Origin of the sequence: Aeromicrobium sp. UBA7512 (genome assembly GCF_002476985.1) — a bacterium.
GTDB lineage: Bacteria > Actinomycetota > Actinomycetes > Propionibacteriales > Nocardioidaceae > Aeromicrobium > Aeromicrobium phoceense.
Window position 1 is genome coordinate 70498 of record NZ_DLNK01000007.1, and the last position, 23646, is coordinate 94143.

Consider the following 23646-nt stretch of genomic DNA (forward strand, 5'->3'; position numbering starts at 1 on the left):
ATTTGGACGCCGCTAGGGTCGGCCCATGACCTCACGAGCCCTCTGGTCCGCGATCGAGAACCTGCACGGCGGCGTCTACTTCGCCCCCGACTCGAAGGCCAGGTACGAGTCGGTCGGCCTCAAGGGCTACTGGATGGGGTACTTCGCCAGCCGGGCCGCCGCGCTCGGGACGCCCGGCCCCCGGCTCGTCGTCGCCACGTTCCACGGCTTCGCCCCGCGCCTCGTGGAGCGCGCGCTGCCCGACGCGTGGCGGATGGCCGACCGCGACCGCGTGCTCGAGCAGCGCCATGCCCTGGCTCGCGACCTCCTCGAGGGCGTCGCCGAGGGCGCGGCGGCCCTCGCGCCGCGGGTCCGATCCGTGCTGCAGGGCGTCGACTGGGCCGGCAAGCCGCTGGCCGCCGCCCACGCCGACCTGCCCGCCTCGGACGATCCCGTCGTCGACTTCTGGCAGTCCGTCACCGCCCTGCGCGAGTACCGGGGCGACTGTCACCTCGCCGTGCTCACGGCCGCGGGGCTCGGCGGCGCGGCGGCCAACGCCCTGGCCGTCGGCACCGGCTGGTCCTGGTTCTCCGACCAGCGCACGATGCGCGGCTGGACCGAGGAGGAGTGGGCCGAGGCGATCGCCGGACTCGTGACGCGCGGCTGGCTCGAGTCCGACGGCACCGCCACCGACACCGGCCGGGCCGCGCGCGCCCAGCTGGAGGACGCCACCGACCGCGTGGTGGCCGCGGGCCTCGACCGCGAGGCCGCTTCCCGCCTGGTGACCCTCGAGGCCGAGCTCGTCGATCTCGCGGGACAATGGGCAGATGATCACCCCGCCCTCGCAGGACGCTCTCTCCGCAGCTCGTGACCGCCTCGCCGCACTGGCGATTCCCGCCGGGGCCCTCGGGCGCCTCGGCGAGCTGGCGGTGTGGTGGTCGTCGGTCCGCGGCGAGGCCACCCCGGCCGCTCCCTCGAACGTGCGAGCCGTCGTCTTCGCGGGCGACCACGGTGTCGCGGCGCACGGCGTCTCGGCCTACCCGTCGGCCGTCACCGGCGCCATGGTGCGGGCCTTCGTCTCCGGCGTCGCAGGCGTGGCCGTCCTGGCCCGCCAGCACGACGTGCACCTGCGGGTCCAGGACCTCGGCGTCGACGGTGAGTTCCCCGACCTCGACCCCTCGATCAGCGCGTACAAGATCCGCCGGGGCACCGAGCCGCTGCACCTGACGGACGCGATGACCGCAGACGAGGCGCAGCGCGCCGTCGACGCGGGCGCGGCGATCGCCGCCGAGGAGATCGCGGCCGGCGCCGACCTGCTGATCGGCGGCGACATGGGCATCGGCGACACCACCACGGCGGCGGTCCTCACGGCCGCGGTCCTCGGTCTCCCGGCCGTCGACGTCGTCGGGCGCGGCACCGGCATCGACGACGCGGCGCTGCGGGTCAAGACCGACGTCATCGACACGGCCCTGCGTCGCGCGCAGGACCGCACCTCCGACCCGATCGACCTGCTGAGCGCGCTCGGCAGCCCCGACATCGCCGCCCAGGCCGGGTTCATCAGCGCCGCCGCGCAGGCGGGCGTCCCGGTCCTGCTCGACGGGGCGATCGCCACGGCCGCCGCACTCGTCGCCGAGCGCCTCACGCCCGGCGTCGCCCCATGGCTCGCCGCCGGCCACCGCTCCACCGAGGGCGCGCAGTGGCACGCCCTGAAGGACCTCGGGCTCGAGCCGCTGCTCGACCTCGGCATGCGCCTCGGCGAGGGCTCGGGCGCGGTCACCGCCGTGCCGCTCGTGCGGTCCGCGGCCCTGCTGCTGTCGGAGATGGCGCGGCTCGACGAGCTCCTGTGAGCCGATTCGGGGACGCGGTCCGGCTGTCCGTCGGGACGTTCAGCGCCGTTCCGGTGCCGGCTCCGCGACGGGTGGACCGCGCCACCGCCGGCGTCGCCGTCGCGATCGCGCCGCTGGCTGTCATCCCGGTCGGTGCGCTGGTGGCCCTCGTCGCGTGGGGTGGGCGGGAGCTCGGCCTGACCTCGGTCGTCGTCGGCGCCCTGGCGATCGGCCTCGGCGCGTGGGCGACCCGCGGGTTCCACCTCGACGGGCTGGCGGACACCGCCGACGCGCTCGCCTCCTCCTACGACCGCGACCGGGCGCTCACCGTCGCGCGGACGGGTGACGTGGGGCCCGCCGGCGCGGCCACCCTTGTGCTCGTCCTGCTGGTGCAGGCCGCGGCGGCGGGGACCCTGGCGACATGCTGGTCGTGGGGCCCCGTGGCCCTCGGGGGGCTGTGGTGCCTCGCGCGCGCCGCGGCCACCGTGGGCCTGCGGCGCGGCGTCCCCGCGGCCCGTCGCGACGGCATGGGCGCCACCTTCGCCGGCAGCGTCGGGCCCATCGCTCTGGCGGTGGCGTGGCTTGCGGCAGCCGCCGTCGGCGCGGCGCTGACGGCGGCGACCTCGGCCCCCGTGCTGCAGGGCGTGGTCGCGGTGGCCGTGGCACTGGTGGTGGTCGTCGCCCTGATCGCCCACGTCGTGCGCCGCCTCGGTGGCATCATCGGCGATGCGGTGGGCGCCTCGGTCGAGGTCGCCCTCGCTGTCCTCCTGATCGGCTTCTCGGCGGTGATTCCATGACCTTCCTCGGCCCCGACGGCGAGCCGCGCTGCGACTGGGCCGGCGGCGCCCCCGGCTTCGTGGAGTACCACGACGGCGAGTGGGGCTTCCCCGTCTCCGACGACGTGCGGCTGTTCGAGAAGTTCTGCCTCGAGGGCTTCCAGTCGGGCCTCTCGTGGCGCACGATCCTGGACAAGCGCGAGAACTTCCGCGCGGCGTTCGCGGGATTCGAGCTCGAGGCCGTCGCCGCGTTCGACGAGTCCGACGTGCTCCGCATGCTCGCCGACGCGGGCATCGTGCGGCACCGAGGCAAGATCGAGGCGGCGATCAACAACGCCGGCCGCGCGCTGGAGCTGATCGAGTCGGAGGGCTCGCTCGCGGCGTTCGTGTGGCGTCACGAGCCCGATCCCGCCGAGATCCCCGAGCCCCAGTCGCTGACCACCTCGCCCACCGCGATCGCCCTGTCGAAGGACCTCAAGCGGCGCGGCTGGAAGTTCGTCGGCCCGACCACGGTGTTCTCGTTCATGCAGGCGATGGGCCTGGTCAACGACCACGCGCACGACTGCGTGGTCCGCGCCCGCGCCGCCGACGCCCGCGCGGGGTTCACGCCGCCCGCCTGAGCACCGCGAACGGCTCAGAGCCGCAGGACGCGGCCCGAGACGACGAGCAGGACCTCGTCGCAGTCCATCGCGAAGCGCTGGTTGACCTTGCCGAGCAGGTCGCGGAACAGCCGCCCGGAGCGGTGCTCGGGCACGACTCCCCAGCCGACCTCGTTGGTCACCACGACGACGTCCTCGGCGTGGGCCGTCATGGCCTGGACGGCGCGCTCGACCCGGAGCCAGAACTCGGGCTCCCAGTCGTCGAGCGTCTGGTCCCAGCCGTCGAGCTCGCTGATGAGGGCGGTGACCCACGTGCCGAGGCAGTCCACGATCACCGTCCCGTCGGCCATCGCGATGGCGCGCTCCAGGTCGGCGGTCTCGACCGTCTTCCAGTGCTCGGGGCGCCGACCGCGATGGGCCTCGACGCGCGCCGCCCAGTCGGGGTCGAACTCGGGATCGGGGGCCGGCCCGGGAGCGATGTACGTGACGTCGGTGGCCGCGACGAGCATCGACTCGGCATGGAACGACTTGCCCGACCGCACGCCTCCGGTGATGAGGGTCCTCACGCTCGAAGCCTAGTCCCGCCGCGAGCCGCGGCGGTCAGCCTTGGTCGAACACGGAGTCGAAGGAGGCGGTGGGCAGGTCGAAGTCGAAGCGCTTGAGGAACTCCAGTGCCTCGGGCGCGCCCCGAAGCCGGTCCATCCCGGCGTCCTCCCACTCCACGGAGATCGGCCCGTCGTAGCCGATGCGCGCGAGCGCGCGGAACGCGTCCTCCCAGGGCACGTCACCGCGCCCGGTCGAGACGAAGTCCCAGCCGCGACGCTGGTCGCCCCACGGCAGGTGCGACGAGAGGATGCCGTTGCGGCCTCCGCCCATCCGCATGCGGGTGTCCTTGCAGTCCACGTGGTAGATCCGGTCGGCGAAGTCGCTGATGAACGCGACCGGGTCGAGGCCCTGCCACAGCATGTGGCTGGGATCCCAGTTGATGCCGAACGCCTCGCGGTGGCCGATCGCCTCGAGCGTGCGCACGGTCGACCAGTGGTCGTAGGCGATCTCGGAGGGGTGCACCTCGTGCGCGAACCGGACGCCGCACTCGTCGAAGACGTCGAGGATCGGGTGCCAGCGGTCGGCGAAGTCCTGGAAGCCGGCCTCGATGCGCTCGGCGGGGACGGGCGGGAACATCGCCACGTACTGCCAGATCGACGAGCCGGTGAAGCCCACCACGACGTCGATGCCCATCCGCTGCGCGAGGCGTGCGGTGTGCTGCATCTCCTCGGCGGCGCGGCGGCGCACGCCCTCGGGATCGCCATCGCCCCACACGCGCGGCCCGACGATGGACCGATGGCGGTCGTCGATCGGGTCGTCGCACACGGCTTGGCCCTTGAGGTGGTTCGAGATCGCCCAGCAGCCGAGGCCGTGCCGGCGCAGGATCTCCAGCCGTCCCTCGACGTAGTCGTCGTCGTCCCAGCGCCACGCGTCGAGGTGCTCGCCGGACACGGCGATCTCGAGGCCGTCGTAGCCCCAGCCGGCCGCCAGCTCGGCGACCTCCTCGAGCGTCAGGTCGGCCCACTGGCCCGTGAAGAGCGTGAAGCGCTTGCCCATGGTGTCCCTCCTTCGATGATCAGGATCTCGCGAGTGCGACCGTGTCGCGTCCGGCGACGGCACTGCGCTCGATCGCGTCGAGCACCCGCTGCACGGCGAGGCCGTCCTCGAACGACGGGGTGGGGTCGGTGCCGTCCGCGATCGCGGCAAGGAAGCCGGCGGCCTGGGTCGTGAACGTGTGGTCCCAGCCCAGCACGTGACCGGGCGGCCACCACGGCTCGAGGTGGGGGTGGTCGGGCTCGGTGACGAGCACGCGGGTGCGTCCCTCGCCGGTGTCGATCCACAGCTCGTTGAGGCGCTCGAGGTCGAAGGCGACCGAGCCGCGCGACCCGTACACCTCGATCTGCAGGGCGTTCTTGCGCCCGGCGGCCATCCGACTGACCTCGAGGCTGACCATCGCGCCGCGCGACGTGCCCAGGAGCGCCCACGCGGCGTCGTCGACCGTCACCGGCTCAGGACCGGAGGGTCCCGGACGCGACCCGACGAACGTCTCCAGCCGGCCCGCGACGCTCGAGACCTCGTCGTCCAGCAGGAAGCGCACCTGGTCGACCACGTGCGAGCCGAGGTCGCCCAGCACCCCCGAGCCGGCCTCCTCCTTGCGCAGGCGCCAGGTCATCGGAGCCTCGGGATCGACGAGCCAGTCCTGCAGGTAGGAGGCCCGCACCTGGCGGACCTCGCCGATCCGGCCCTCGGCGATCACCGATCGCGCCAGGGCGAGCGCGGGCACGCAGCGGTAGTTGAACCCCACCATCGAGCGGACCCCGCGCGCGCGCGCCTGCTCGGCGGCGACGACGAGCTCCGCGGACTCCTCGAGCGTGTTCGTCAGTGGCTTCTCCACCATGACGTGCTTCCCGGCGCGCAGGGCGGCCAGCGCGATCTCGTGGTGCAGGTGCCCGGGGGTGCAGATGTCCACGATGTCCACGTCGTCGCGGGCGACGACGTCGCGCCAGTCGGTGGCTGACTCGCGCCAGCCGAACTGGTGGGCTGCCGAGCGGACGGCCGAGGGGTCGCGGCCGACCAGGACCTGCTGGGCGACCGGGGGCAGGTGGGGGTGGAACGCCCCGACGTTGCGCCAGGCGTTGGAGTGGGCCTTGCCCATGAAGGAGTAGCCGATGACGGCCACCCCGAGCTCGCGCGTCATCGTGACTCCCCCGTTCGGTTCAGCTCGCGCAGGAACGCCAGTCCGTCACGCGCCAGGTCGTCCTGCGTCGGCGCGAGGGGTCGCCAGATCGACGCCGCCGTGGCGATCGAGGCGTTCTCGGCCGTGAAGCTCTCGATGACGAGGGGGCCGGTGTGCCCGACCTCGTCCAGGGCGCCGATCACGGCTTCCCAGTCGGTCTGGTCGCCCCCGGGCGCACCGCGATCACTGCCGCAGACCTGGATGTGCACGAGGTGCTCGCCCGCCGCACGGATCGCGCCGGCACTGGACCGCTCCTCGATGTTCAGGTGATAGGTGTCCAGCGCGAGACCGAGCGACGCTCCGAGGAGTCCGTCGAGGCCCTCGAGCGCTTGGTCGACCGTGTTGACCAGCGACGTCTCGTAGCGGTTCAGCGGCTCGATGCCGATCCGCACGCCGCGGGACGCCGCGTGCTCCACGACCGGCGCGAGATTCCCGCGCCACTGCCCGTAGGCCTCGCGGCGCTCGTCGGGCGACAGGCGCCACGTGCGGCCGGTCGCCGCGTAGAAGGGGCCGCAGACCGCCTCGGCCCCGATGCCGGCGGCGAGGTCGATGCACCCGCGGAGGTAGTCCTGCGTCGCCGCGACGGCCGCGTCGTCCGCCCCGACGAGGTCGCGTCCCGGCGCCATCGCGCCGACGACCGAAGGGGCCAGGCCCGTGCGCTCGAGCGCCGGACCGACGACGTCCGCCGTCAGGTCGCCGAGGTTCTCCAGCGGCAGCTCGACCGCGTCGAAGCCGAGGGCGGCGACGTGCTCCAGGCGGGCCTCGACCGTGGCGTCGGTGAGCGGCGACTGCCAGACCCACGTGTTGATGCCGATGCTGCGCACGACTTCTCCTGTCGAGAGGGACGGGTGGGTCCCGGGTGGCGGCGCCGAGTCGCCGCCACCCGGGTCGCGATCAGCGGTCCTGCCAGGCCTTCGGGAAGCCCGGGAGGTCCTCGCCGCCGAACTTGGCGTAGTGGCCGTCCGGCATCCCGTCGTTCGCCTTCAGGTAGTCCGCACGGTCGTCCTCGGTGATCGGCGACTGGGGCAGGACCCACTCGGCCGGCACCTCCTCGCCCGCGAAGATTTTCTGCAGGGCCAGCAGCGGGGTGCGCCACTGGAAGTTGGAGTAGACGGGCGCCAGCCCGGTCAGCCCGGTGTCCTCCCACTTGCGCAGGAAGCTCATCTCGTCCTCACCGGTCATGACCGGGTAGTCCTTGCCCGCGTCCTCGAAGGCCTCGATCGCCGCAACGGCACCGTCACCGGCGTCCATCCAGACGCCCTTGATGTCGTCCTGGTTGATCGCGTCGGTGATGATCTGCTTGATCTTGGTGGGATCGGCGTCGGTGAACTGGTCCTCCGCCTCGATGTCGTTCTCCTCGAAGATCTTCTCGGCCGCGGCCCAGCGGGTCTCCAGGACGTCGACGCCGGGCAGGATGCGCAGCGCGATGACCTTGTCGCCCTTCTCGAGGTTGTCCACGAGGAACTCGGCCGTGTCGATGCCCCACGCGTAGCCACCGATCGGGTGGATGAACGTGGTGGCGCAGTCGGTGTCGACGCCGCGGTCGAACACGACGACCGGCTTGCCGGTCTCACAGGCGCGCTCGACGGCCGGGGTCATCGCGGCCGTGGAGTTCGGCGAGATGATGAAGGCGTCGCAGTTGCCCTCCTTGATGAAGTAGTCGATGTCGGCGATCTGCGTGTCGTCGGAGTCCTGCGCGTCGCGGGTCTCCATCTCCGAGACGACACCCTCGTCCTGCATCACCTTCAGCTGCTGCTGCATCGTGATCCAGCCGGTCTGGCGCCACGGGTTGCTGATCGAGGCGTTCGCGAAGCAGACCTTCTTGGCACCCTCGGTCTTGAACTTCGCGGTGTCGGTCATGTCGCCGGCGATGTACTGCATCCACGGCGTGGCGGGATCGCCCTCGAAGGTGGCGCTGCGCTGCTCGTCCTGACGGTCGAAGTCAGCCTGGACGAACCACTCGGTGTCCTTGGATCCCGAGTCGTCGTCGCCGGAGTCGGGCACGTCGTCCGTGCTGCAGCCGGCCAGTACCAGGACGGCCGCGGCCGACACCAGTACCCCTCTCATGGATGCGCGCATCAGTTCTCTCCTGTCGTTGCGCCCGTGGCGGGCTGGGGTGATGGGGGTGGAGAAGTCGTGGGGCCGCGGCGGCGACCGGCGCCCTGCCAGGCCCGGCCCGCGAGGGCGACGGCCGTGATGATGATGAGGCCCTGCACGGTGTCGCGCCACGTCGACGCGATGCCGAGGCTGGTCAGCAGCACGAAGAGCAGCTCGAGCGCGAAGGCGCCCGCCGCGGCCGAGAGGACCCAGCCGCGTCCGCCGCCGAGCACGACGCCGCCGAGCACGACCGCCGTGATGGCGGCGAACTCGTACCCGCCGCCGACCGAGGGGTGCACGCCGGCGTAGCCGACCAGCAGGACGCCCGCGACCGTCGCGGACAGGGACGAGATCATGAAGGCCCGCGTCTTGGTCCACCACAGCGGCGTGCCGGAGAAGCGCGCGGACTCGGGGTTGTCGCCCGCGGCGATCAGGGTGCGACCGTAGGGACGGCGCATGAGCCACACGGCGAACGCTCCGACGGCGATGAGCACGATCAGCGGGTACGGGATCATCCCGACGACCGGCACGTTCTCGATGCCGCCACGGCCGATCTCGCGGAAGCGGTCGGACGGGTTGCCGGTCGCGGCGCCGCCGGTGACGTACCGCACGAGACCCGTCAGCGACAGCATCATGCCGAGCGTGACGATGAAGCTCGGCACCTTGAGCAGCGTGGTGGCCAGCCCGTTGAGCAGCCCGATCCCGGCGCCGACGGCCAGCATCAGCAGCAGCCCCGGCAGGATGCGCGACTCGTCCTGACCGATGACGTTGCCGGCCAGGACGACCTGGGCGGCGATCACCGCGCCCATGGAGAGGTCGAACTCGCCGCTGACGATGACGAAGTACTGGCCCATCGCGGCGATCGCGATCGGCGCCGTGCGACCCGCGAACCGGATCAGCGAGTTGCCCTCGGCGAAGCTCGGGTTGGACACGATGATCGCGAGGAGCAGCGCGATGACGAGGAGGAAGACGGCGCCGCCGGGGGTGGCCAGGACGCCCAGGAACCGTCGGCCGGGGGTGCCCTCGTGGAGGGGCAGCGCGCGCACGCTCATGCTCATGAGACGACCTCCTTCGTCGCGCCGAAGCGCTCGGGTCGCCGGTCGATCTCGCGGCGCGCGTAGACGGCGACCGCGACGACGATGACGATGCCGCGCACGACGTCCTTCAGGAACGGGTTCAGCTCCATGACGCCCATGACGTTGTCGAGGACGGCGAAGATGCCGACGCCCGCGATCGTGCCGACGATGCTGCCCTTGCCGCCCGACAGCAGGGTGCCGCCGAGCACGACCGCCGCGATGGACATCAGGTCGTAGCCGGCCTGCGAGCCGACCGTCGGCTGGCCGACGCCGAGGCGCGCGAGCAGCAGCAGTCCGGCGAGGGCTGCCGTCACGGAGCAGATGACGTGCGCCGCGACGATCGGCACCTGCGTCCGGACGCCCGACATGCGGGCCACCTCGGCGTTGCCTCCGACGGCGTAGATGTGGTGGCCGAGGCGCGTGCGACGCAGCATCAGCACGGCCAGCCCGGCGCACACGAGCATGATGAGCGTGGCCACCGGCACGGGGCCGATGCGCGTCGCGTCGAGCAGCCGGAAGGCGTACGGCGCCGTGCCCGAGCTGCCCTGGTAGTTCGACCCGAGGAAGCCCGAGACGATCAGGCCGGTGCCGAGCGTGGCGATGAAGCCGTGGACGTGGAGCATGCTGACGATCAGGCCGTTCAGCAGGCCGAAGAGCACTGCGACGCCCAGCGCCACCGCGACGCCGAGGGCGATGTTCGCGGAGCGGTCGGCCATGATCCCGCCGGCCAGCACGCTGGCGAGGCTGACCATGAAGGGCACGGAGAGGTCCAGCGACCCCACGAGGATCACGAGGGTCTGGCCGATCGCGATCAGGCCCAGGATCGTCATGGTGGTCAGGACGTTGTCGATGTTGCCGACGCTGAAGAAGTTGCGGCCCTCGAGCGCCGTGATGATCGAGCCGGCGACGATCGAGACCGCCAGCACGACGAACACGATCATCGTCGAGTCCAGGCCCGCGAGACGTGCCCTCATGAGGCGATCTCCTCGTCCAGTCCGGCGGCGAGCGACAGGATCGTCTCCTCGTCGGACCCGCCGGGCAGCTCGCCGGCGAGCCGGCCGTCGCGCATCACGAGGACGCGGTCGGACATCCCGATCACCTCGGGCAGCTCGCTGGACACCATGAGCACGGCGATCCCGCGGGCGGCCAGCTCGCGCATCACCTCGTAGATGGCGTGCTTCGCGCCGACGTCGATACCGCGCGTGGGCTCGTCGAGCAGCACGATCTTCGGGTCGGTGACCAGCCAGCGCGCCAGGACGACCTTCTGCTGGTTGCCGCCGGACAGGAACTGGGCCTCCTGGCTCAACGAGCGGGCCGAGACCGACAGCGAGCCGAACAGGCCGGGCACCTCGCGCCGAGCGGCGTCGGTGCGGCGCGGGAAGACGGCGCGAACCACGCCGAGCGCGTTGTCGAGCAGGGACTGCTGCAGGGCCAGGCCGGTGGCCTTGCGGTCCTCGGTCACGAGCGCCAGGCCGGAGCGGATGGCGCGGCGCGGGGAGCCGATCGGCGTGGCAGCACCGTCGACGGTGACCTCGCCGCGGGTGAAGGGCTCGATCCCGAAGATCCCCTCGAGCAGCTCGGTGCGGCCGGAGCCCTGCAGGCCCGCGATGCCGACGATCTCGCCCGCGCGCAGCGTCAGGTCGATGTCGTCGACGTAGCCGTTGCCGGCGCCGCGCAGCTGCAGTCGCGGCTCGCCCACCGTGGTGCCGGGGGTCGGATCGGGGATGAACGAGTCCATCGGCCGACCGACCATGAGGCGCACCAGGGTGGCCTCGTCCAGCTCGGAGGCGGGGCGCGTGTCGACCTGGCGACCATCCTTCAGCACGGTCACCGTGTCGCACAGGTCGAGGACCTCGCGCAGCCGGTGGGAGACGTAGACGATGGCGACGCCGCGCGAGGTCAGCCGGCGCACGATCCCGTAGAGCAGCTCGACCTCGTGGTCGGCCAGCGCGGCGGTCGGCTCGTCCATCTGGATGACGCGGGCGTCGAAGCTGACGGCCTTGGCGATCTCGACGATCTGCTGCTCGGCGACCGAGAGCGAGCGGACCCGGCGCGACGCGCGCAGGCCCTCGATGCCCAGCCCGCTCAGCAGCGCGGTGGTCTCCTGCTCCATGCGGCGCGTGTCGACGAGGCCACCGCGTCCACGGGGCTCGCGACCGAGGTGGATGTTCTCGGCGATGGTCCGCTCGGGCAGCAGGTTGAACTCCTGGAAGACCGTGGCGAGTCCGGCGCGCTGGGCCTCGACCGGGTGGCTGAAGGTCACCGCCTCGCCGTCGAGCTCGATGGAGCCGGAGTCGGCCGGGTGCACGCCGGCGAGGATCTTCATCAGCGTCGACTTCCCGGCGCCGTTCTCGCCCACGAGTCCGAGCACCTGTCCGGCGACCAGATCGAGGTCCACGCCGTGGAGGACCTGGTTGCCGACGAAGGCCTTCGTCACGGCGCGGACGCGCAGCACCGGCGCGTTCTCGCGCACGTTCGGGTCAGCCTCGTTCACGCAAGCACTGTGACACAGATCTCCACTTCTGTCGAGTATTCGGTAAAAGTTGTCGGCTGGACGTTTAAAAGGCTGAATGGTTGAATCAGCACCGTGAAGACCAGCGACGTGTTCGCACTGCTCCAGCGCGAGGGTCGGCCCATGACCCGCGCCGAGCTGGCGGCGTCGAGTGGTCTGGCGCGCTCCACCGTGGCCTCACGCGTGGACCTGCTGCTGAAGCTCGGGCTGATCGCGCCGTACGGGGGCCGCAGCTCCACGGGCGGCCGTCCGCCGTCGCTGCTCGCGGTCAACACCGGGGCGCGCGTCGTGGCCGCGATCGACCTCGGCGCCCGGCACGCCCGCGCCGCGATCGTCGACCTCTCCGGTGCCGTGCTGGCGCAGGATCGCGAGGACCTGGACATCGCCGACGGCCCCGTGCCCGTGCTGCGCTGGGTGACCGCGACCGTCGACCGCCTGATGCTGCAGACGGGCCGCCCCCGCGCCGACCTGGCCGGCATCGGCATCGGCCTGCCGGGCCCCGTGGAGCACTCGACCGGTCGCGCGATCAACCCGCCGATCATGCCCGGGTGGGACCGGTTCGACGTGCCGCAGTTCGTCCGGCGCTCGTTCGACGTGCCCGTGCTCATCGACAACGACGTGAACATCATGGCGCTGGGCGAGCAGGACACCCAGTTCCCCGACGAGGACGACCTGATCCTCATCAAGGCGGCCACGGGCATCGGCGCGGGCATCATCGCCGGCGGCGAGCTCCAGCGCGGCGGGCAGGGCACCGCCGGGGACATCGGGCACATCCGCGTCTCGCGCGGCAGCGACGTGCTGTGCCGCTGCGGCAACGTCGGCTGTCTCGAGGCGCTGGCCGCCGGGCCCGCGATCGCGCGGGTGCTGGACCGGCCCGGGGTGACCACGGCGACCCACGTCGTCGACCTCGTCCGCTCCGGCGACCTGGCCGCGATCCAGGCGGTGCGCCAGGCGGGCCGCGACATCGGCGACGTGCTGGCGATGATCGTGAACTTCATCAACCCGTCGGTGGTCGTGATCGGCGGCGCCCTCGCCGAGGCCGGCGAGCACCTGCTGGCCGGCATCCGCGAGGAGGTCTACCGGCGCTCGCTGCCGTTGGCCACCGAGCACCTGCGCATCGTGCCGTCGGTCAGCGGCGAGCAGTCCGGCGTCCTGGGCGCGGCGGCCATGGCGATCGCGCACGTGCTCTCGCCCGAGGCGATCGAGCAGGCCAGCGCCGAGCTGCTGGCCGCGGCCGACTGACGCCGAGTGGCGCAAACCGGGGTCGCGAGTGGCGCAAGAACGCCCGCCACTCGGCGAGTGGCGGGCCACTCGCGGTTCCGGTGGGCGAGTGATCGGCGAGGGTCAGTCGCGGCGGCGGCGCGCGACGACGAAGGCGGCCACGGCCACCAGCAGGGCGGCGACGATCGCGATGGGCAGCGCGACCGTGGCGAGCGAGGACGACTCGTCGTCCGCGTGGTCACCGCTCGCGTGGTCCTCGTCGCCCGCGACCTCGGCATCGGCACGCGTGGAGGCGTCGGCGGCGGCGTCGACCGGGACGTTCTCGCCGTCGGCCATCAGGTGGTACCTGAGCGCGATGAAGTCGCCCGGGACGAGCTCGTACTCCTGCAGGCCCACCGAGGCGTAGCCCCAGTCCTGGCCCTCCCGGGCCACCAGGAACGCCCAGTAGCCCGGGCCGTTCAGCGCCTTGCCGCACTTCTCCTGCTCCGGTGCCGGCAGTCCGTCGATGCGGCACACCATCGGCATCGCACCGCTCGTCTCCGCGGTCTCGACGCCGGCGGCGTTGAGGGCCTCGAGGCCGGTCGTGCCCACGGCGTCCTGGGCACACACGACCCGGTCCTCGCCGTCGAGCGAGCCGAACTCCAGCACGATCGGGACGTCGCCGGCCGCCTCGCAGGACTCCTCGGCGGTGGCCGTCGTCGGCAGCGCGACGACGCTCGCCGACAGCAGGGTCACCGCGGCGAGGCGGGCGAGCAGGCTCTTCATGTGGACTCCTTGGAGAGGTACCGGGCGCGCCGGGCGGCGCGCCTCAACGTGGCCAGGACGGCCGGCCCGAGCACGAGCACCAACACGCAGTTCGTGATCGCGCGGCCGAGGTCCCAGCCCCAGAACGAGGTGAGCAGGGTGAAGACGAGGAAGCGCTGGAGGTTCTCCAGCACGGGGTCGCCCGGCACCATGGCCAGCGAGTCCTCCGCGCCGGGGATCGCGATGCCGAGGGTGAACGGCCAGGACGACAGGTTCATCAGCAGCCCGTAGGCGAACGCCGCGATCACCGTGTAGACCGCGAGCACGGCGATCTCCGACCGCCCGGTGAACCGCCGCGGCAGCAAACCGGCGCCCATGCCGACCCACGCCGCGCACAGCATCTGGAACGGCAGCCACGGCCCCACGCCGGAGGTGAGCAGCGCCGACGCGAACAGACTCGTGCACCCGAGCACGAAGCCGAAGCCCGGCCCGAAGACGCGACCGCCAAGGATCAGCAGGAAGAAGATCGGCTCGACACCGGCCACGCCCGCGCCGAGGGGCCGCACGGCGGCGTTGATCGCGCTCAGCACCCCCAGCATCGCGAGCGCCTTGGAGTCCAGTCCGCCCTCGGAGAGCTCCGCGATCACCACGAGGACGACCACCGGCATCAGGACCATGAAGATGAAGGGCTGGTCCACACGGGTCTGGTCCGGCGCGGGCGCGAAGATCAGCGGCCACAGCAGCATGAGCAGCCCCGCGACGCTGGCGGCGCCGAGCACGAGCGCGGACCGCAGGGTGACCGGGACGGCCTCGGCGGATCGCAGGCCGCTCACCGGACCACCTCCGTGGGCAGCGCGGCCGACACCTCGTCGACGGTGAGCCAGTCGTGACCGAGCACCTTCGACACCTGGGGCGCGAAGGCGGGCGACTCCGCCAGCACCGTGCGGACCGGCCCCGTGGAGACGATCTCGCCCTCGGCCATCACCGCGACGGTGTCGGCCACGGTGGCGACGAACTCCACGTCGTGGCTGGACACGACGATCCCGCGACCCTCGGCGGCGAGGTCGCGCAGGATCGCCGCGAGGGCCGCCTTGCCCGGATAGTCGAGGCCGCGGGTCGGCTCGTCCAGCGCGACCACCGCGGGGTGGGCCGTGAGGACGATCGCCAGGACGAGGGCCAGCTTCTGCCCCTCCGAGAGGTCGCGCGGATGACGGTCGCCGGGGATGCCCGGCGCGAGACGGTCGAGCAGCGCGCGGCAGGTCCCCGGGTCGACGACGGACTGGTCGTCGGCGGCGGCGCACTCGCGGTCGACGGTCTCGAGGTACAGCAGGTCGGAGGAGGTCTGCGGGACCAGGCCGACCAGCATCCGCGCCTCGGCCGGGCGCACGTCGCCCGGGTCCACCCCGTCGACGTCGACGACGCCCGCGGCCCGCGCGCCCGTGCCCTGCACGGCCCAGAGCAGCGAGCTCTTGCCCGACCCGTTGCGGCCCATGAGCGCGACGACCTCACCGTGGCCGACCTCCAGGTCGACCTCCTTCACGGCCGCGAAGCGCCCGTACTGCACGGTGATCCCCCGCGCTCGCAGCGCCGGCGGACGCTCGAACGGCACGTGAACGGGCGGCGGACCGAGCCGCGAGGCGAGCGGCCTCACCCGGCGCCGCGCCTCACGGACGGACAGCGGCAGCGGGCTCCAGTCGGCGAGGCGTCCGAGGTGCACGAGCGGCGGCGCGACCGGCGCGTCCACGAGCAGGGCCGCCGTCTCGCCGATGCGGACCCGGCCGTCCTCGACCACGACGAGCCGGTCGGCGAACGGCACGACGCGCTCCATCCGGTGCTCCGCGACGACGACGGTGAGCGCCAGATCGTCGACAAGGCGCGCGATCGTGGCCAGGACGTCCTCGGCCGCGGTGGGGTCGAGCGCCGAGGTGGGCTCGTCGAGCACGAGCACGCGCGGGTGCATCGTCAGCACCGAGCCGATCGCGACGCGCTGCTGCTGGCCACCCGACAGCGAGCGCACCGAGCGGCGCCTCAGGTCGGCGATGCCGAGCAGGTCGAGCGTCTCCTCGACGCGGCGACGCATCGTCTGCGGGTCGAGGCCGAGGTGCTCCATGCCGTAGGCGAGCTCCTCCTCGACCACGTCGGCCACGAAGCCCGAGGCCGGGTCCTGCGCGACGTAGCCCACGAGGTGCGCCAGCTCGCGCGGCGGCCTGCCGAGGACGGACGAGCCGTCGATGCGGATGTCGCCGCCGAGCGTGCCGCCGGTGAAGTGGGGCACGAGGCCGTTGAGCATCCCCAGCAGCGTCGACTTGCCCGAGCCGGTGCGGCCGGACACCAGCACCAGCTCGCCCTCCTCGATCTCGAGGGTGACGTCGCGCAGCGTCGGGTCCTGGGCGCCGTCGTACCAGAAGGTCACGTCGCCGAACGAGATCATGCGTCCTCACCTCCCACCTGGTCGTGGGCGACGGGCGCCTGCGGGGCGACGAACACGGGCAGGATGCCGATGGCGACCACCGCGAGCGACAGCACGCTGAGCGGGGGCCAGCCCGGGACGTCGGGGTAGATCACGGGGACCTGCTGCGTCGACAGCGCCTTGAGGCCGATCGCCACGGCCAGGCCGGACGCCGCGGTGAGGTACTCGGCCGCCTGCCAGGCGATGGGGCGGTAGCGGGTGCGGTGCACCCGGCGGCCCGCCGACCGCAGGGCCAGCACCGCGAAGACCAGGCCCACGGCCAGCATCGGGTAGGACAGGAAGCGCGGAGCCGTGCCGTCGAGGTACCCGTAGGTGCCCACGCTGAGGCCGAACAGGCCCACCAGCATCAGCACCCCCGTGGCGAAGCGGTCGCGGGGCGCGACCGTGCCGGAGCGGCCGTACCCCCGCGCGTCCATCCCCGCGGCGAGCGTCATCGAGCGGTCGAGCGCGTCCTCCAGGACGGGGATGACGATGCGGTGCATCGCGCCGGTGCCGCGGCTCGCGTCGCCGCGCAGCTTGCGCGCGCGGTTGACCCGGCGCACGCTCTCGGCCAGCTGGGGGAAGACCGAGACGGCGACGACCAGGGCCGCGCCGACCTCGTAGAGCGCCGGCGGCGCGGCGGCGAGCAGCTTCTTGGGGTTCGCCAGGGAGTTCGCCGCGCCGATGCAGATGATCAGCGTGGCCAGGCGCATGCCGTCGTAGAGGCCCAGCAGCACCTCGTTGACCGTGACGTCACCGAGCAGCTGGACGCCCCGCGCCACCTCGGGCAGCGGGATCTCGGGCAGGCCGAACAGCACGGGGTCGCCCGGTGCCGAGCCGCCGCCGAGCAGGATGCGGAAGACGACGCGCATCACCACGATCAGCAGCCCGAAGTACAGGTAGTAGCGGAACGACAGGGCCCACGGGGCGTCGCCGCGGCACGCCGCCACCACGAGCGCCGCGATCGCGACGATGACCAGCAGCAGGAAGGGGTTGAGCGTGAACGACGCGCCCGCCGCGAGGCCGAGCGCCCACAGCCACCACGCGCCGGGGTGCAGCTCGCGCCGGGGACGCCCGGTGGCGGGGCTCCTGACGGGGGTGGAGTCGACGACGGCGGTCATCCGGTCCCCTTCCCCGCGGTACGGGGGCGAGGTCCACGAGGGCGATCGCCCACCCGTCGTTGCGCGACAACATGTGGTGGTGGCCGTCCGGCGCGGGTTCCCGGCTCGCTCCGCCGGGTGGGGCGGGGCTCACGGTTGCGGCACAGCACCGGAATCTCACCGGTTTCCCCTGGGCCGGACGTTGGTCCAACGCCCGCGAGTCTACTCCCCCGCGACCGTCAGCCCGACCGGCGTCGGTACCACGTGACGCCCCCGGCGGCGGCCAGCAGCACCACGACGCCGGCTCCCGCGACCAGGGCGGCGGGCGACGTCGCGTCGGACCCGGCCTCGGCTGCCGTGGGCTGGACCGCGGGCGCTCCGGCGACGGGCGCGGCCTCACTCGCGGTCGTCCCCACCGAGGCGCTCGGCGTCGGACGGGTGGACGGGGTGGCGGACGGGGTGGGACCCGACGTGGGCGGCGACGCCCCCGCCGAGGGAGTCGCCGAGGAGCCGGGGACGGCCGCCTTCGGCGCGGCGGTCGCGGTGGTGCGCGCGGTCGAGCCCTTCGGACGCGGCTTGTCCTTCGCGCCGGGCTTCGACGTCCCGGAGGTGGGAGGCGTCGTCTTCCGGGTCGGCTCCGGTGCGACCGCGGGCTGCACCGACGGCCACGTCCGCGAGGACGAGTTCTGGAACACGAAGGCGACGGAGCCACCCTGCGGCACCTTCAGCGCGGAGGCGCCGAGGCTCGAGTAGGCCCAGCCAGACTTCCCGTTCGAGACGAACAGCGCCCAGTAGGCGTCGCTCGGCGAGGCCTCGACGCAGGGGTCCGACGCGGGCGCACCGTCGACACGGCACACGAAGCCGGGAGAGCGCGAGGCATAGGTCAGCCGGTGGCCGGCGTCGGTGAAGTTGCTCGCGGCACGGCCACCACCGTCGGAGTCGCACCCGACGCTCGAGCCCACCACGACCGTGACGCCCTGGCTGCCGCTGCACGCCGCGGCCTGGGCCGGGGCGCTGAGGGAGACGGGTCCGGCGGCGACCCCGAGGAGGGTCGCCGCCAGAACACGACGGAGCAGTCGGCTCACTTGACGACCCGGAAGGCCCTCACGCCGTTGCGCTCGGCGTAGGCGCCACGGACGATGACCTTGACCTTGCCCGTCTTCCGGCCCACCTTCAGGCGGTACGTGTACGTCCCGCTCTTCGACGCGACGCCGCGCTTGACCAGCTTGCCGCGGTAGTAGACCCGCACCGGCTCGGCGGCGGCGAGGCCGCGCACGACGACCTTCTGCACCTTGGCGCGGCGCACCTTGGACTTCGACGAGACCCGCAGCTTCTTGGCGGCGAGGACCTGGACCGACGTGCTGGCGACCGTCCGGCCGGTGGCGTCGGAGACGGCGACCGTGCGACGGGCGGTGCCCTTCGGGACACGGAGCGTGAAGGTGGCGCGGCCCGCGGCCGGGACGACCGTTCGGGCCGTGGAGCCACCGGCGACACGCGCCGTGCTGCTCCAGCCGGCCGCGAGACCGCTCGCGGTGACGGCGACGGTGCCACCCGAGCGGGCGAACCGCGGCACGGATGCCGCTGCCTTCGGAGACGAGAGCACCGCGAGGGCCGGAGCCGCCTGCGTCGAGGCGCGGATCCACTGGTCGATCGCGAGCTCGTCGATGCCGTCCGCGGTGCCCGCGGTCAGGGCTGCCCGGTCGTAGGCGATCGCGCCGGTCTGCGAGGCGAGCTTCCCGCCCGTGGCCTCGGTGACCTGGTGGCGGGAGATCCACGAGGCGGCCTTCGTCGCCTCGGCGGCACGACCTGCGCGGCTCAGCGCCACGGCAGCCAGGCCGGTGCTGTTCGTGTTCGGGACGCCGTTGCCGACGAAGGAGCCGTCGGCCGCCTGGGCGGCGGCGAGTGCCTGAGCGGCGGCTGCCAGCTCGTCGGCGACCTCCGCGTGCCCGTTCGCGACGGCATCGCCCAGCGCCTGGATCGCCAGTGCGGTGGAGTCGACCTCGATGGCGGAGCCGCAGTCGGCCGCGTAGTCCTGGAGGAACGATCCGTTGGCGCACTGCTTCGACGTCAGGAAGTCGAGGGATCCCGCAGCCTCGGCGCTGCCGGACAGGACGAGGGCGCGCGTGGCCCAGGCCTGGCCCACGCCGCCGTAGGTGCCCTCCGTCTCGCCGGTCGCGTCGATCGTCTTGCCCTCGACGTCGGCGACGAGGTTGCGGCCACCGAACGCACGGGGATCGCGTCCACCGGTCACGACCGCCGTGGCGAGCTTGCCCGCGGCACCGGGAGAGATCCCGAAGCCGGCGACGTAGGTGTCGGCAGCGCCGGCGAGTCCGTCGAGGATCGCGCTGCGCGTGGCCGCCGAGGCGCCGAGGCGGTCGAACGCCAGGAAGGTGTCCACCGTGAGGCCGTACTCGGGCTTGGGCGAGTAGCCGATGATCTCGCTCCAGTCCTCGTTGTAGTCGGCCTGGTCGTAGGTGACGATGCCGCCCACGAGCTTGCTCTCGAGCCAGCGCGTCGCCGCCGAGGTGGACGGGGTGGAGGCCGCCGAGGCGGAGGGGGCGACGGCGACGGCGGTGGAGACCGCGACCGCGCCGCCTGCGAGCACCGCGAGGGCGCGTCGACGCAGGGATGTACTCATGGGGGTTTCCTTCCCGCTGCACAGGACGGGAAGGGGCCGATGCCATCAGCTCCGCCCGCTGCGTTCCTCGACAGCGTGTGGCCGGTTCCGACAGGCAGGTGCTCCGGCTCGCCGTCCCGAGGGGCGGTCTCACGGTTGCGGGTCAGCGCCGGATTCGCACCGGCTTCCCCTGGCACTGCGGAAGGTGATTGTTCAGGCGCACTCTAACAGGCCGGGAGCCCCCGCTTTCCCTCTCCTCGAGGCAGAGATCAGCACGTGCGGTAGACGTGGCCCTTGGCGCCGCGCGGGACGACGTCGCGATCGCGGAGCAGGACCGAGATCCTCGACCCGCGCGCGCGACAGGCGCGCGTGAACGCGCGGCGGCCGTTGTCGGTGTACTCGATCTCGATGACGCGGCGGCCGTACATCCGCGTGTACCGACCGCACTCGCGGTACACCTCGCACTCCTCGGCCACGGCGAAGTCGAAGCCGAGCCTGCGGCCGTTGATCTCGGGGGTGTTCTTCTGGGCGATGGCGAGACCCTCGGCATGTGCGGCGGTCACGAGGCGCTTCGCGTAGGCCCGCGCCTGCGAGCGCCGGATCAGCCGCTTCGACCGGGTCCACGAGTCGAGGTTGTCCGGCTCCACGGCGCGGTAGCCACGGTCGGCGCAGGACGCGAACCACGTCCGCATGACACGTGCCGCGGCCGCGCGCTTGCCCGGGGAGCGCAGGTCGAGCAGCACCTCGTCGGGCCAGCCGGCATCGCGCACGACGCGTCCCCTGCCGTCGCGCAGCAACAGGCCCGGGTGCTTCTTCTTCCACCAGCGCAGGCTGCCCGGTTGGGTCTGGAACGCGTTCACGTAGCAGACCGAGTACACGCCGGGCGCGGGCTTCTCGGTGCGATCGCGCACGACGACGTCCACCTTCGAGGCGGGCCGGTACGCCCCGCCGAGCTGGTAGTCGGCGACCCCGCCGGCCGGCGGGAGCGTGACGGGCGTGACCGCCGCGAGCACCGCGAGCAGCAGGGAGGACAGGAAGGCCATGCCTCAGGAGTACCAGTCTTCGCCGTGTCGTGGTGGGCCGCCGCCACTAGCCTGTGCCCATGAGTCTCGGTGAGGAACTTCGACGGTCCATCGACGGCAAGTGGCGCCACGTGCGTGAGCAGAGCCGGGCGGAGCTGGCACAGCTGGACCTGGCGTACGACCACTCGCTCACCCTCGACGAGGCCCGCGAGCGCGTGCTCGACCAGATGAAGCAGCTCGTGCCCACCGGCATCCCCGCCGCGGGCTTCCGCACCGAGAACGGCGGCACCGGCGATCCGGGGATGGCCGTCACGGGCATCGAGATGCTGGCCCAGTTCGACCTGTCGCTCATGGTGAAGGCCGGCGTGCAGTGGGGCCTGTTCGGCGGCGCGATCGAGAACCTCGGCACCGAGCGCCACCACGAGAAGTACATCCCGGCGCTGATCAACCTGGACCTGCTCGGCTGCTTCGCGATGACCGAGACCGGTCACGGGAGCGACGTGCAGAGCCTCGAGACGACGGCCACCTACGACCCCGCGACGCAGGAGTTCGTGGTCCACTCCCCCACGCCGTCGGCGCGCAAGGACTACATCGGCGGCGCCGCCAAGCACGCGCGCGTCGCCGCGGTGTTCGCCCGCCTCATCACCCTCGGCGAGGACCACGGGGTGCACTGCTTCGTCGTGCCGATCCGCGACGAGGCCGGCGAGGACCTGCCGGGCGTCACCACCAGCGACTGCGGGTTCAAGGGCGGGCTGGGCGGCGTCGACAACGGCCGCCTGATGTTCGACCAGGTGCGGATCCCGCGCGAGAACCTCCTGAACCGGTACGGCAACGTCGACGAGGGCGGCGTCTACTCCTCCCCCATCGACAGCCTCAACGCGCGCTTCTTTACCATGATCGGCACGCTCATCCGCGGCCGAGTCAGCGTGGGTGGCTCCGCCCGTGCCGCCGCCGAGGTGGCGCTCAGCATCGCCGGTCGGTACGCGCTCCAGCGGCGTCAGTTCGAGGGTGTGCCGGGCGAGGAGACCGTGCTGATGGACTACCGGATGCACCAGCGTCGTCTGCTGCCCCTGCTGGCCGAGGCCTACGCGTTCCGCTTCGCCCACAACCAGCTCGTCGCGCGCATGCACCGCCTGCAGACCGAGGCCGACCCCGACGCCCACGCGCAGCGCGAGCTCGAGGGACGTGCCGCCGGCCTGAAGGCCGCGCTCACCTCGTTCGCGACCCGCGCGATCCAGGAGTGCCGCGAGGCCTGCGGCGGTGCCGGGTACCTGGCCGAGAACCGGCTCACGACCCTCAAGGCCGACAGTGACGTGTTCACCACGTTCGAGGGTGACAACGTCGTACTGCTGCAGCTGGTCGCCAAGGAGCTGCTGACCTCGTACGCCCAGGAGGTCACCGGCCTCGACCCGGTCGGCATGGTGAAGTTCGCCGCCAGCACCGTGGCCGAGACGGTCAAGGAGCGCACCGCCGCCGCCCAGCTGATCCAGCGGCTCATCGACGCCCGCTCGCGCGACGACGACCACAACCTGCTCGACCGCGGCACGCAGCTGGACCTCTTCGAGGACCGCGAGCAGCACGTCATCGAGACGGCCGCCCGGCGCCTGCGCCGCGCCGGCAACGACAAGGGCGCCGCCTTCGCCGCGTTCAACGCCGCCCAGGACCACGTGGTCAAGATCGGCCAGGTGCACATCGACCGGGTCGTGCTGGAGGCGTTCACCGCCGGCATCGCCCGGACCGAGGACGACGCCGCGGCCGACGTCCTGCGCGACGTCTGCTCCCTCTACGCCCTCACCATCATCGAGCGCGACAAGGCCTGGTTCATGGAGCACAACCGCATCAGCGACACGCGCGCCAAGGCGGTCACCACCGAGGTGAACGCCCTGCTGGAGAAGCTGCGACCCCACACGCTCGCGCTCGTCGAGGGGCTGGGCGTGCCGGAGGAGAGCCTCGGCGCCGAGATGCTCGGCTGAGATCACATCCGCGACTTGATGGTTCTTCGGAACTATCCGGTCCAGCCGTGGCAGACTGACGCTGCTCAACTCATACATTTCGTCTCGGGGAGAAAAATGAACCGACGCATCACCCAGGTCGCGGTCGCCGCCGCGGCCGCCATGGCGCTCTCGCTGGCCACGCCCGTGTCCGCCCAGGCTGCCGAGTCCGGCGCCATCGCTCCGGCGCCGAAGGCCGCGTCCGCGCCGTCCGTCGCCACGCCCAGCGCCATCACGCGCAACCCGGCAGCCGCGCCGTCCGTGACCCGCCTGTCCGTGGGCCGCGGCACGCTCTACTACACCGGCAACACCTACGTGCCGGCCGCGATCAACTACAACGTGCCCGACGGCTGGAGCAGCATCCCCACCGCGCGCCTCTCGATGAACGGCCGCAGCGCCAACGTCGACCTGTTCGACGGCAGCTCCATCCGCGTCCCCAGCTCGTGGGGCGCCGGCGCGTACCGCGTCGACCGCATCACGTTCCGTCGCTACGACGGCACCGCCACGCACATCGCGCCCAACTCCCTCACGTTCCGTGTCCGCCAGGGCGTGCAGTGGAACTACAGCCCCATCACCAAGCGCGGCTCCAAGGTCACGTTCAAGCTCAAGGGCTTCAAGACGTTCACCGGCACCCGCTGGGTCTCGGTCAAGAAGGTCAAGCTTCAGGTCAAGAAGGGCAAGAAGTGGAAGACCGTGAAGACCATCCGGGTCAACGCGAACGGCCACGGCAAGTACTCGCTCAAGTCCAAGAAGAAGCGCCCCTACCGCGTGTACATCCCGACGACCACGCGCGTCCAGGGTGCGGTCAGCCGCGCGACCCGCATCTGATCTGATCCACGCCGAGCGCCGGTCCAC

At 72.4% G+C, this 23646-nt stretch carries 22 protein-coding genes and 2 riboswitches; of the genes, 7 read left to right on the forward strand and 15 right to left on the reverse strand.

All coding sequences use genetic code 11. The features are described 5' to 3' along the window. Positions 1–25: 25 nt before the first annotated feature. From B2363_RS11315 to B2363_RS11330, 4 genes are read left to right on the forward strand one after another with little or no spacing between them, the layout of a single operon-like run. Positions 26–850: an SCO6745 family protein gene (locus B2363_RS11315; RefSeq protein WP_286930265.1), complete on the forward strand. Its 825-nt coding sequence runs from the start codon at positions 26–28 to the stop codon at positions 848–850. Continuing rightward, positions 807–1826, forward strand: a complete 1020-nt coding sequence (gene cobT, locus B2363_RS11320; protein WP_286930267.1) for a nicotinate-nucleotide--dimethylbenzimidazole phosphoribosyltransferase — start codon at positions 807–809, stop codon at positions 1824–1826. The genes B2363_RS11315 and cobT overlap by 44 nt, the downstream gene beginning before the upstream one ends. Beyond that, a complete protein-coding gene (locus tag B2363_RS11325) occupies positions 1823–2602 on the forward strand; it encodes an adenosylcobinamide-GDP ribazoletransferase (protein ID WP_286930268.1) in 780 nt (259 codons plus the stop codon). Before cobT ends, B2363_RS11325 begins: the two co-directional genes overlap by 4 nt. After that, on the forward strand, positions 2599–3201 hold the full coding sequence (locus B2363_RS11330; protein ID WP_286930269.1) for a DNA-3-methyladenine glycosylase I: 603 nt from the start codon (positions 2599–2601) through the stop codon (positions 3199–3201). The genes B2363_RS11325 and B2363_RS11330 overlap by 4 nt, the downstream gene beginning before the upstream one ends. Positions 3202–3215: 14 nt before the next feature. Here the strand turns inward: B2363_RS11330 and cobU are convergent, their stop codons facing one another. From cobU to B2363_RS11370, 8 genes are all read right to left on the reverse strand, one after another. Continuing rightward, on the reverse strand, positions 3216–3746 hold the full coding sequence (gene cobU, locus B2363_RS11335) for a bifunctional adenosylcobinamide kinase/adenosylcobinamide-phosphate guanylyltransferase (RefSeq protein WP_181754166.1): 531 nt from the start codon (positions 3744–3746) through the stop codon (positions 3216–3218). Positions 3747–3780: 34 nt separating this feature from the next. Next, complete coding sequence (locus B2363_RS11340; RefSeq protein ID WP_286930270.1) at positions 3781–4782, reverse strand: sugar phosphate isomerase/epimerase family protein; 1002 nt, start codon at positions 4780–4782, stop codon at positions 3781–3783. A 19-nt stretch (positions 4783–4801) separates the two neighbouring features. Further along, entirely contained in the window at positions 4802–5923 is a 1122-nt protein-coding gene (locus B2363_RS11345; RefSeq protein WP_286930271.1) for a Gfo/Idh/MocA family protein, read from the reverse strand. Next, positions 5920–6786 carry a sugar phosphate isomerase/epimerase family protein gene (locus tag B2363_RS11350; protein ID WP_286930273.1) on the reverse strand — a complete coding sequence of 289 codons (867 nt, stop codon included), beginning with the start codon at positions 6784–6786 and terminating at the stop codon, positions 5920–5922. The genes B2363_RS11345 and B2363_RS11350 overlap by 4 nt, the downstream gene beginning before the upstream one ends. A 70-nt stretch (positions 6787–6856) precedes the next feature. Continuing rightward, positions 6857–8029 (reverse strand): substrate-binding domain-containing protein, encoded by a 1173-nt coding sequence (locus B2363_RS11355; RefSeq protein WP_286930274.1) that lies wholly within the window; start codon positions 8027–8029, stop codon positions 6857–6859. 11 nt (positions 8030–8040) lie between these two features. Further along, a complete protein-coding gene (locus B2363_RS11360; RefSeq protein ID WP_286930275.1) occupies positions 8041–9117 on the reverse strand; it encodes an ABC transporter permease in 1077 nt (358 codons plus the stop codon). Further along, positions 9114–10109 (reverse strand): ABC transporter permease, encoded by a 996-nt coding sequence (locus B2363_RS11365; protein ID WP_286930276.1) that lies wholly within the window; start codon positions 10107–10109, stop codon positions 9114–9116. Before B2363_RS11365 ends, B2363_RS11360 begins: the two co-directional genes overlap by 4 nt. Then, positions 10106–11629, reverse strand: a complete 1524-nt coding sequence (locus tag B2363_RS11370; protein ID WP_286930278.1) for a sugar ABC transporter ATP-binding protein — start codon at positions 11627–11629, stop codon at positions 10106–10108. Before B2363_RS11370 ends, B2363_RS11365 begins: the two co-directional genes overlap by 4 nt. A 93-nt stretch (positions 11630–11722) precedes the next feature. On the opposite strand from B2363_RS11370, the gene B2363_RS11375 reads away from it, so the two are divergent. Next, positions 11723–12889, forward strand: coding sequence for an ROK family transcriptional regulator (locus B2363_RS11375; RefSeq protein ID WP_286930279.1), 1167 nt, complete (start codon positions 11723–11725; stop codon positions 12887–12889). A 102-nt stretch (positions 12890–12991) separates the two neighbouring features. On the opposite strand, the gene B2363_RS11380 is transcribed toward B2363_RS11375, so the two are convergent. The 7 genes from B2363_RS11380 to B2363_RS11410 all read right to left on the reverse strand — a co-directional run bounded on the left by B2363_RS11380 (position 12992) and on the right by B2363_RS11410 (position 20821). Further along, entirely contained in the window at positions 12992–13633 is a 642-nt protein-coding gene (locus B2363_RS11380; protein ID WP_286930280.1) for a hypothetical protein, read from the reverse strand. Then, positions 13630–14445, reverse strand: a complete 816-nt coding sequence (locus B2363_RS11385; protein ID WP_286930281.1) for an ECF transporter S component — start codon at positions 14443–14445, stop codon at positions 13630–13632. The genes B2363_RS11380 and B2363_RS11385 overlap by 4 nt, the downstream gene beginning before the upstream one ends. Then, positions 14442–16043, reverse strand: a complete 1602-nt coding sequence (locus B2363_RS11390; RefSeq protein WP_286930282.1) for an ABC transporter ATP-binding protein — start codon at positions 16041–16043, stop codon at positions 14442–14444. Before B2363_RS11390 ends, B2363_RS11385 begins: the two co-directional genes overlap by 4 nt. Beyond that, the gene (locus B2363_RS11395; RefSeq protein WP_286930283.1) at positions 16040–17182 is read right to left on the reverse strand and encodes an energy-coupling factor transporter transmembrane component T; all 1143 of its coding nucleotides are present in this window, start codon (positions 17180–17182) and stop codon (positions 16040–16042) included. Before B2363_RS11395 ends, B2363_RS11390 begins: the two co-directional genes overlap by 4 nt. Before the next feature lie 74 nt (positions 17183–17256). Then, positions 17257–17392, reverse strand: a riboswitch (cobalamin riboswitch). 8 nt (positions 17393–17400) lie between these two features. Further along, positions 17401–18246 carry a hypothetical protein gene (locus B2363_RS11400; RefSeq protein ID WP_286930285.1) on the reverse strand — a complete coding sequence of 282 codons (846 nt, stop codon included), beginning with the start codon at positions 18244–18246 and terminating at the stop codon, positions 17401–17403. Further along, positions 18243–19799 carry a hypothetical protein gene (locus tag B2363_RS11405; RefSeq protein WP_286930286.1) on the reverse strand — a complete coding sequence of 519 codons (1557 nt, stop codon included), beginning with the start codon at positions 19797–19799 and terminating at the stop codon, positions 18243–18245. The genes B2363_RS11400 and B2363_RS11405 overlap by 4 nt, the downstream gene beginning before the upstream one ends. A gap of 76 nt (positions 19800–19875) precedes the next feature. Further along, positions 19876–20030, reverse strand: a riboswitch (cobalamin riboswitch). Between the two features lie 17 nt (positions 20031–20047). Next, positions 20048–20821, reverse strand: coding sequence for an endo alpha-1,4 polygalactosaminidase (locus B2363_RS11410; protein ID WP_286930287.1), 774 nt, complete (start codon positions 20819–20821; stop codon positions 20048–20050). 59 nt (positions 20822–20880) lie between these two features. On the opposite strand from B2363_RS11410, the gene B2363_RS11415 reads away from it, so the two are divergent. Continuing rightward, complete coding sequence (locus B2363_RS11415; RefSeq protein ID WP_286930289.1) at positions 20881–22773, forward strand: acyl-CoA dehydrogenase; 1893 nt, start codon at positions 20881–20883, stop codon at positions 22771–22773. Between the two features lie 96 nt (positions 22774–22869). After that, the gene (locus B2363_RS11420) at positions 22870–23619 is read left to right on the forward strand and encodes a hypothetical protein (RefSeq protein WP_286930292.1); all 750 of its coding nucleotides are present in this window, start codon (positions 22870–22872) and stop codon (positions 23617–23619) included. The last annotated feature ends 27 nt before the right edge of the window (positions 23620–23646 follow it).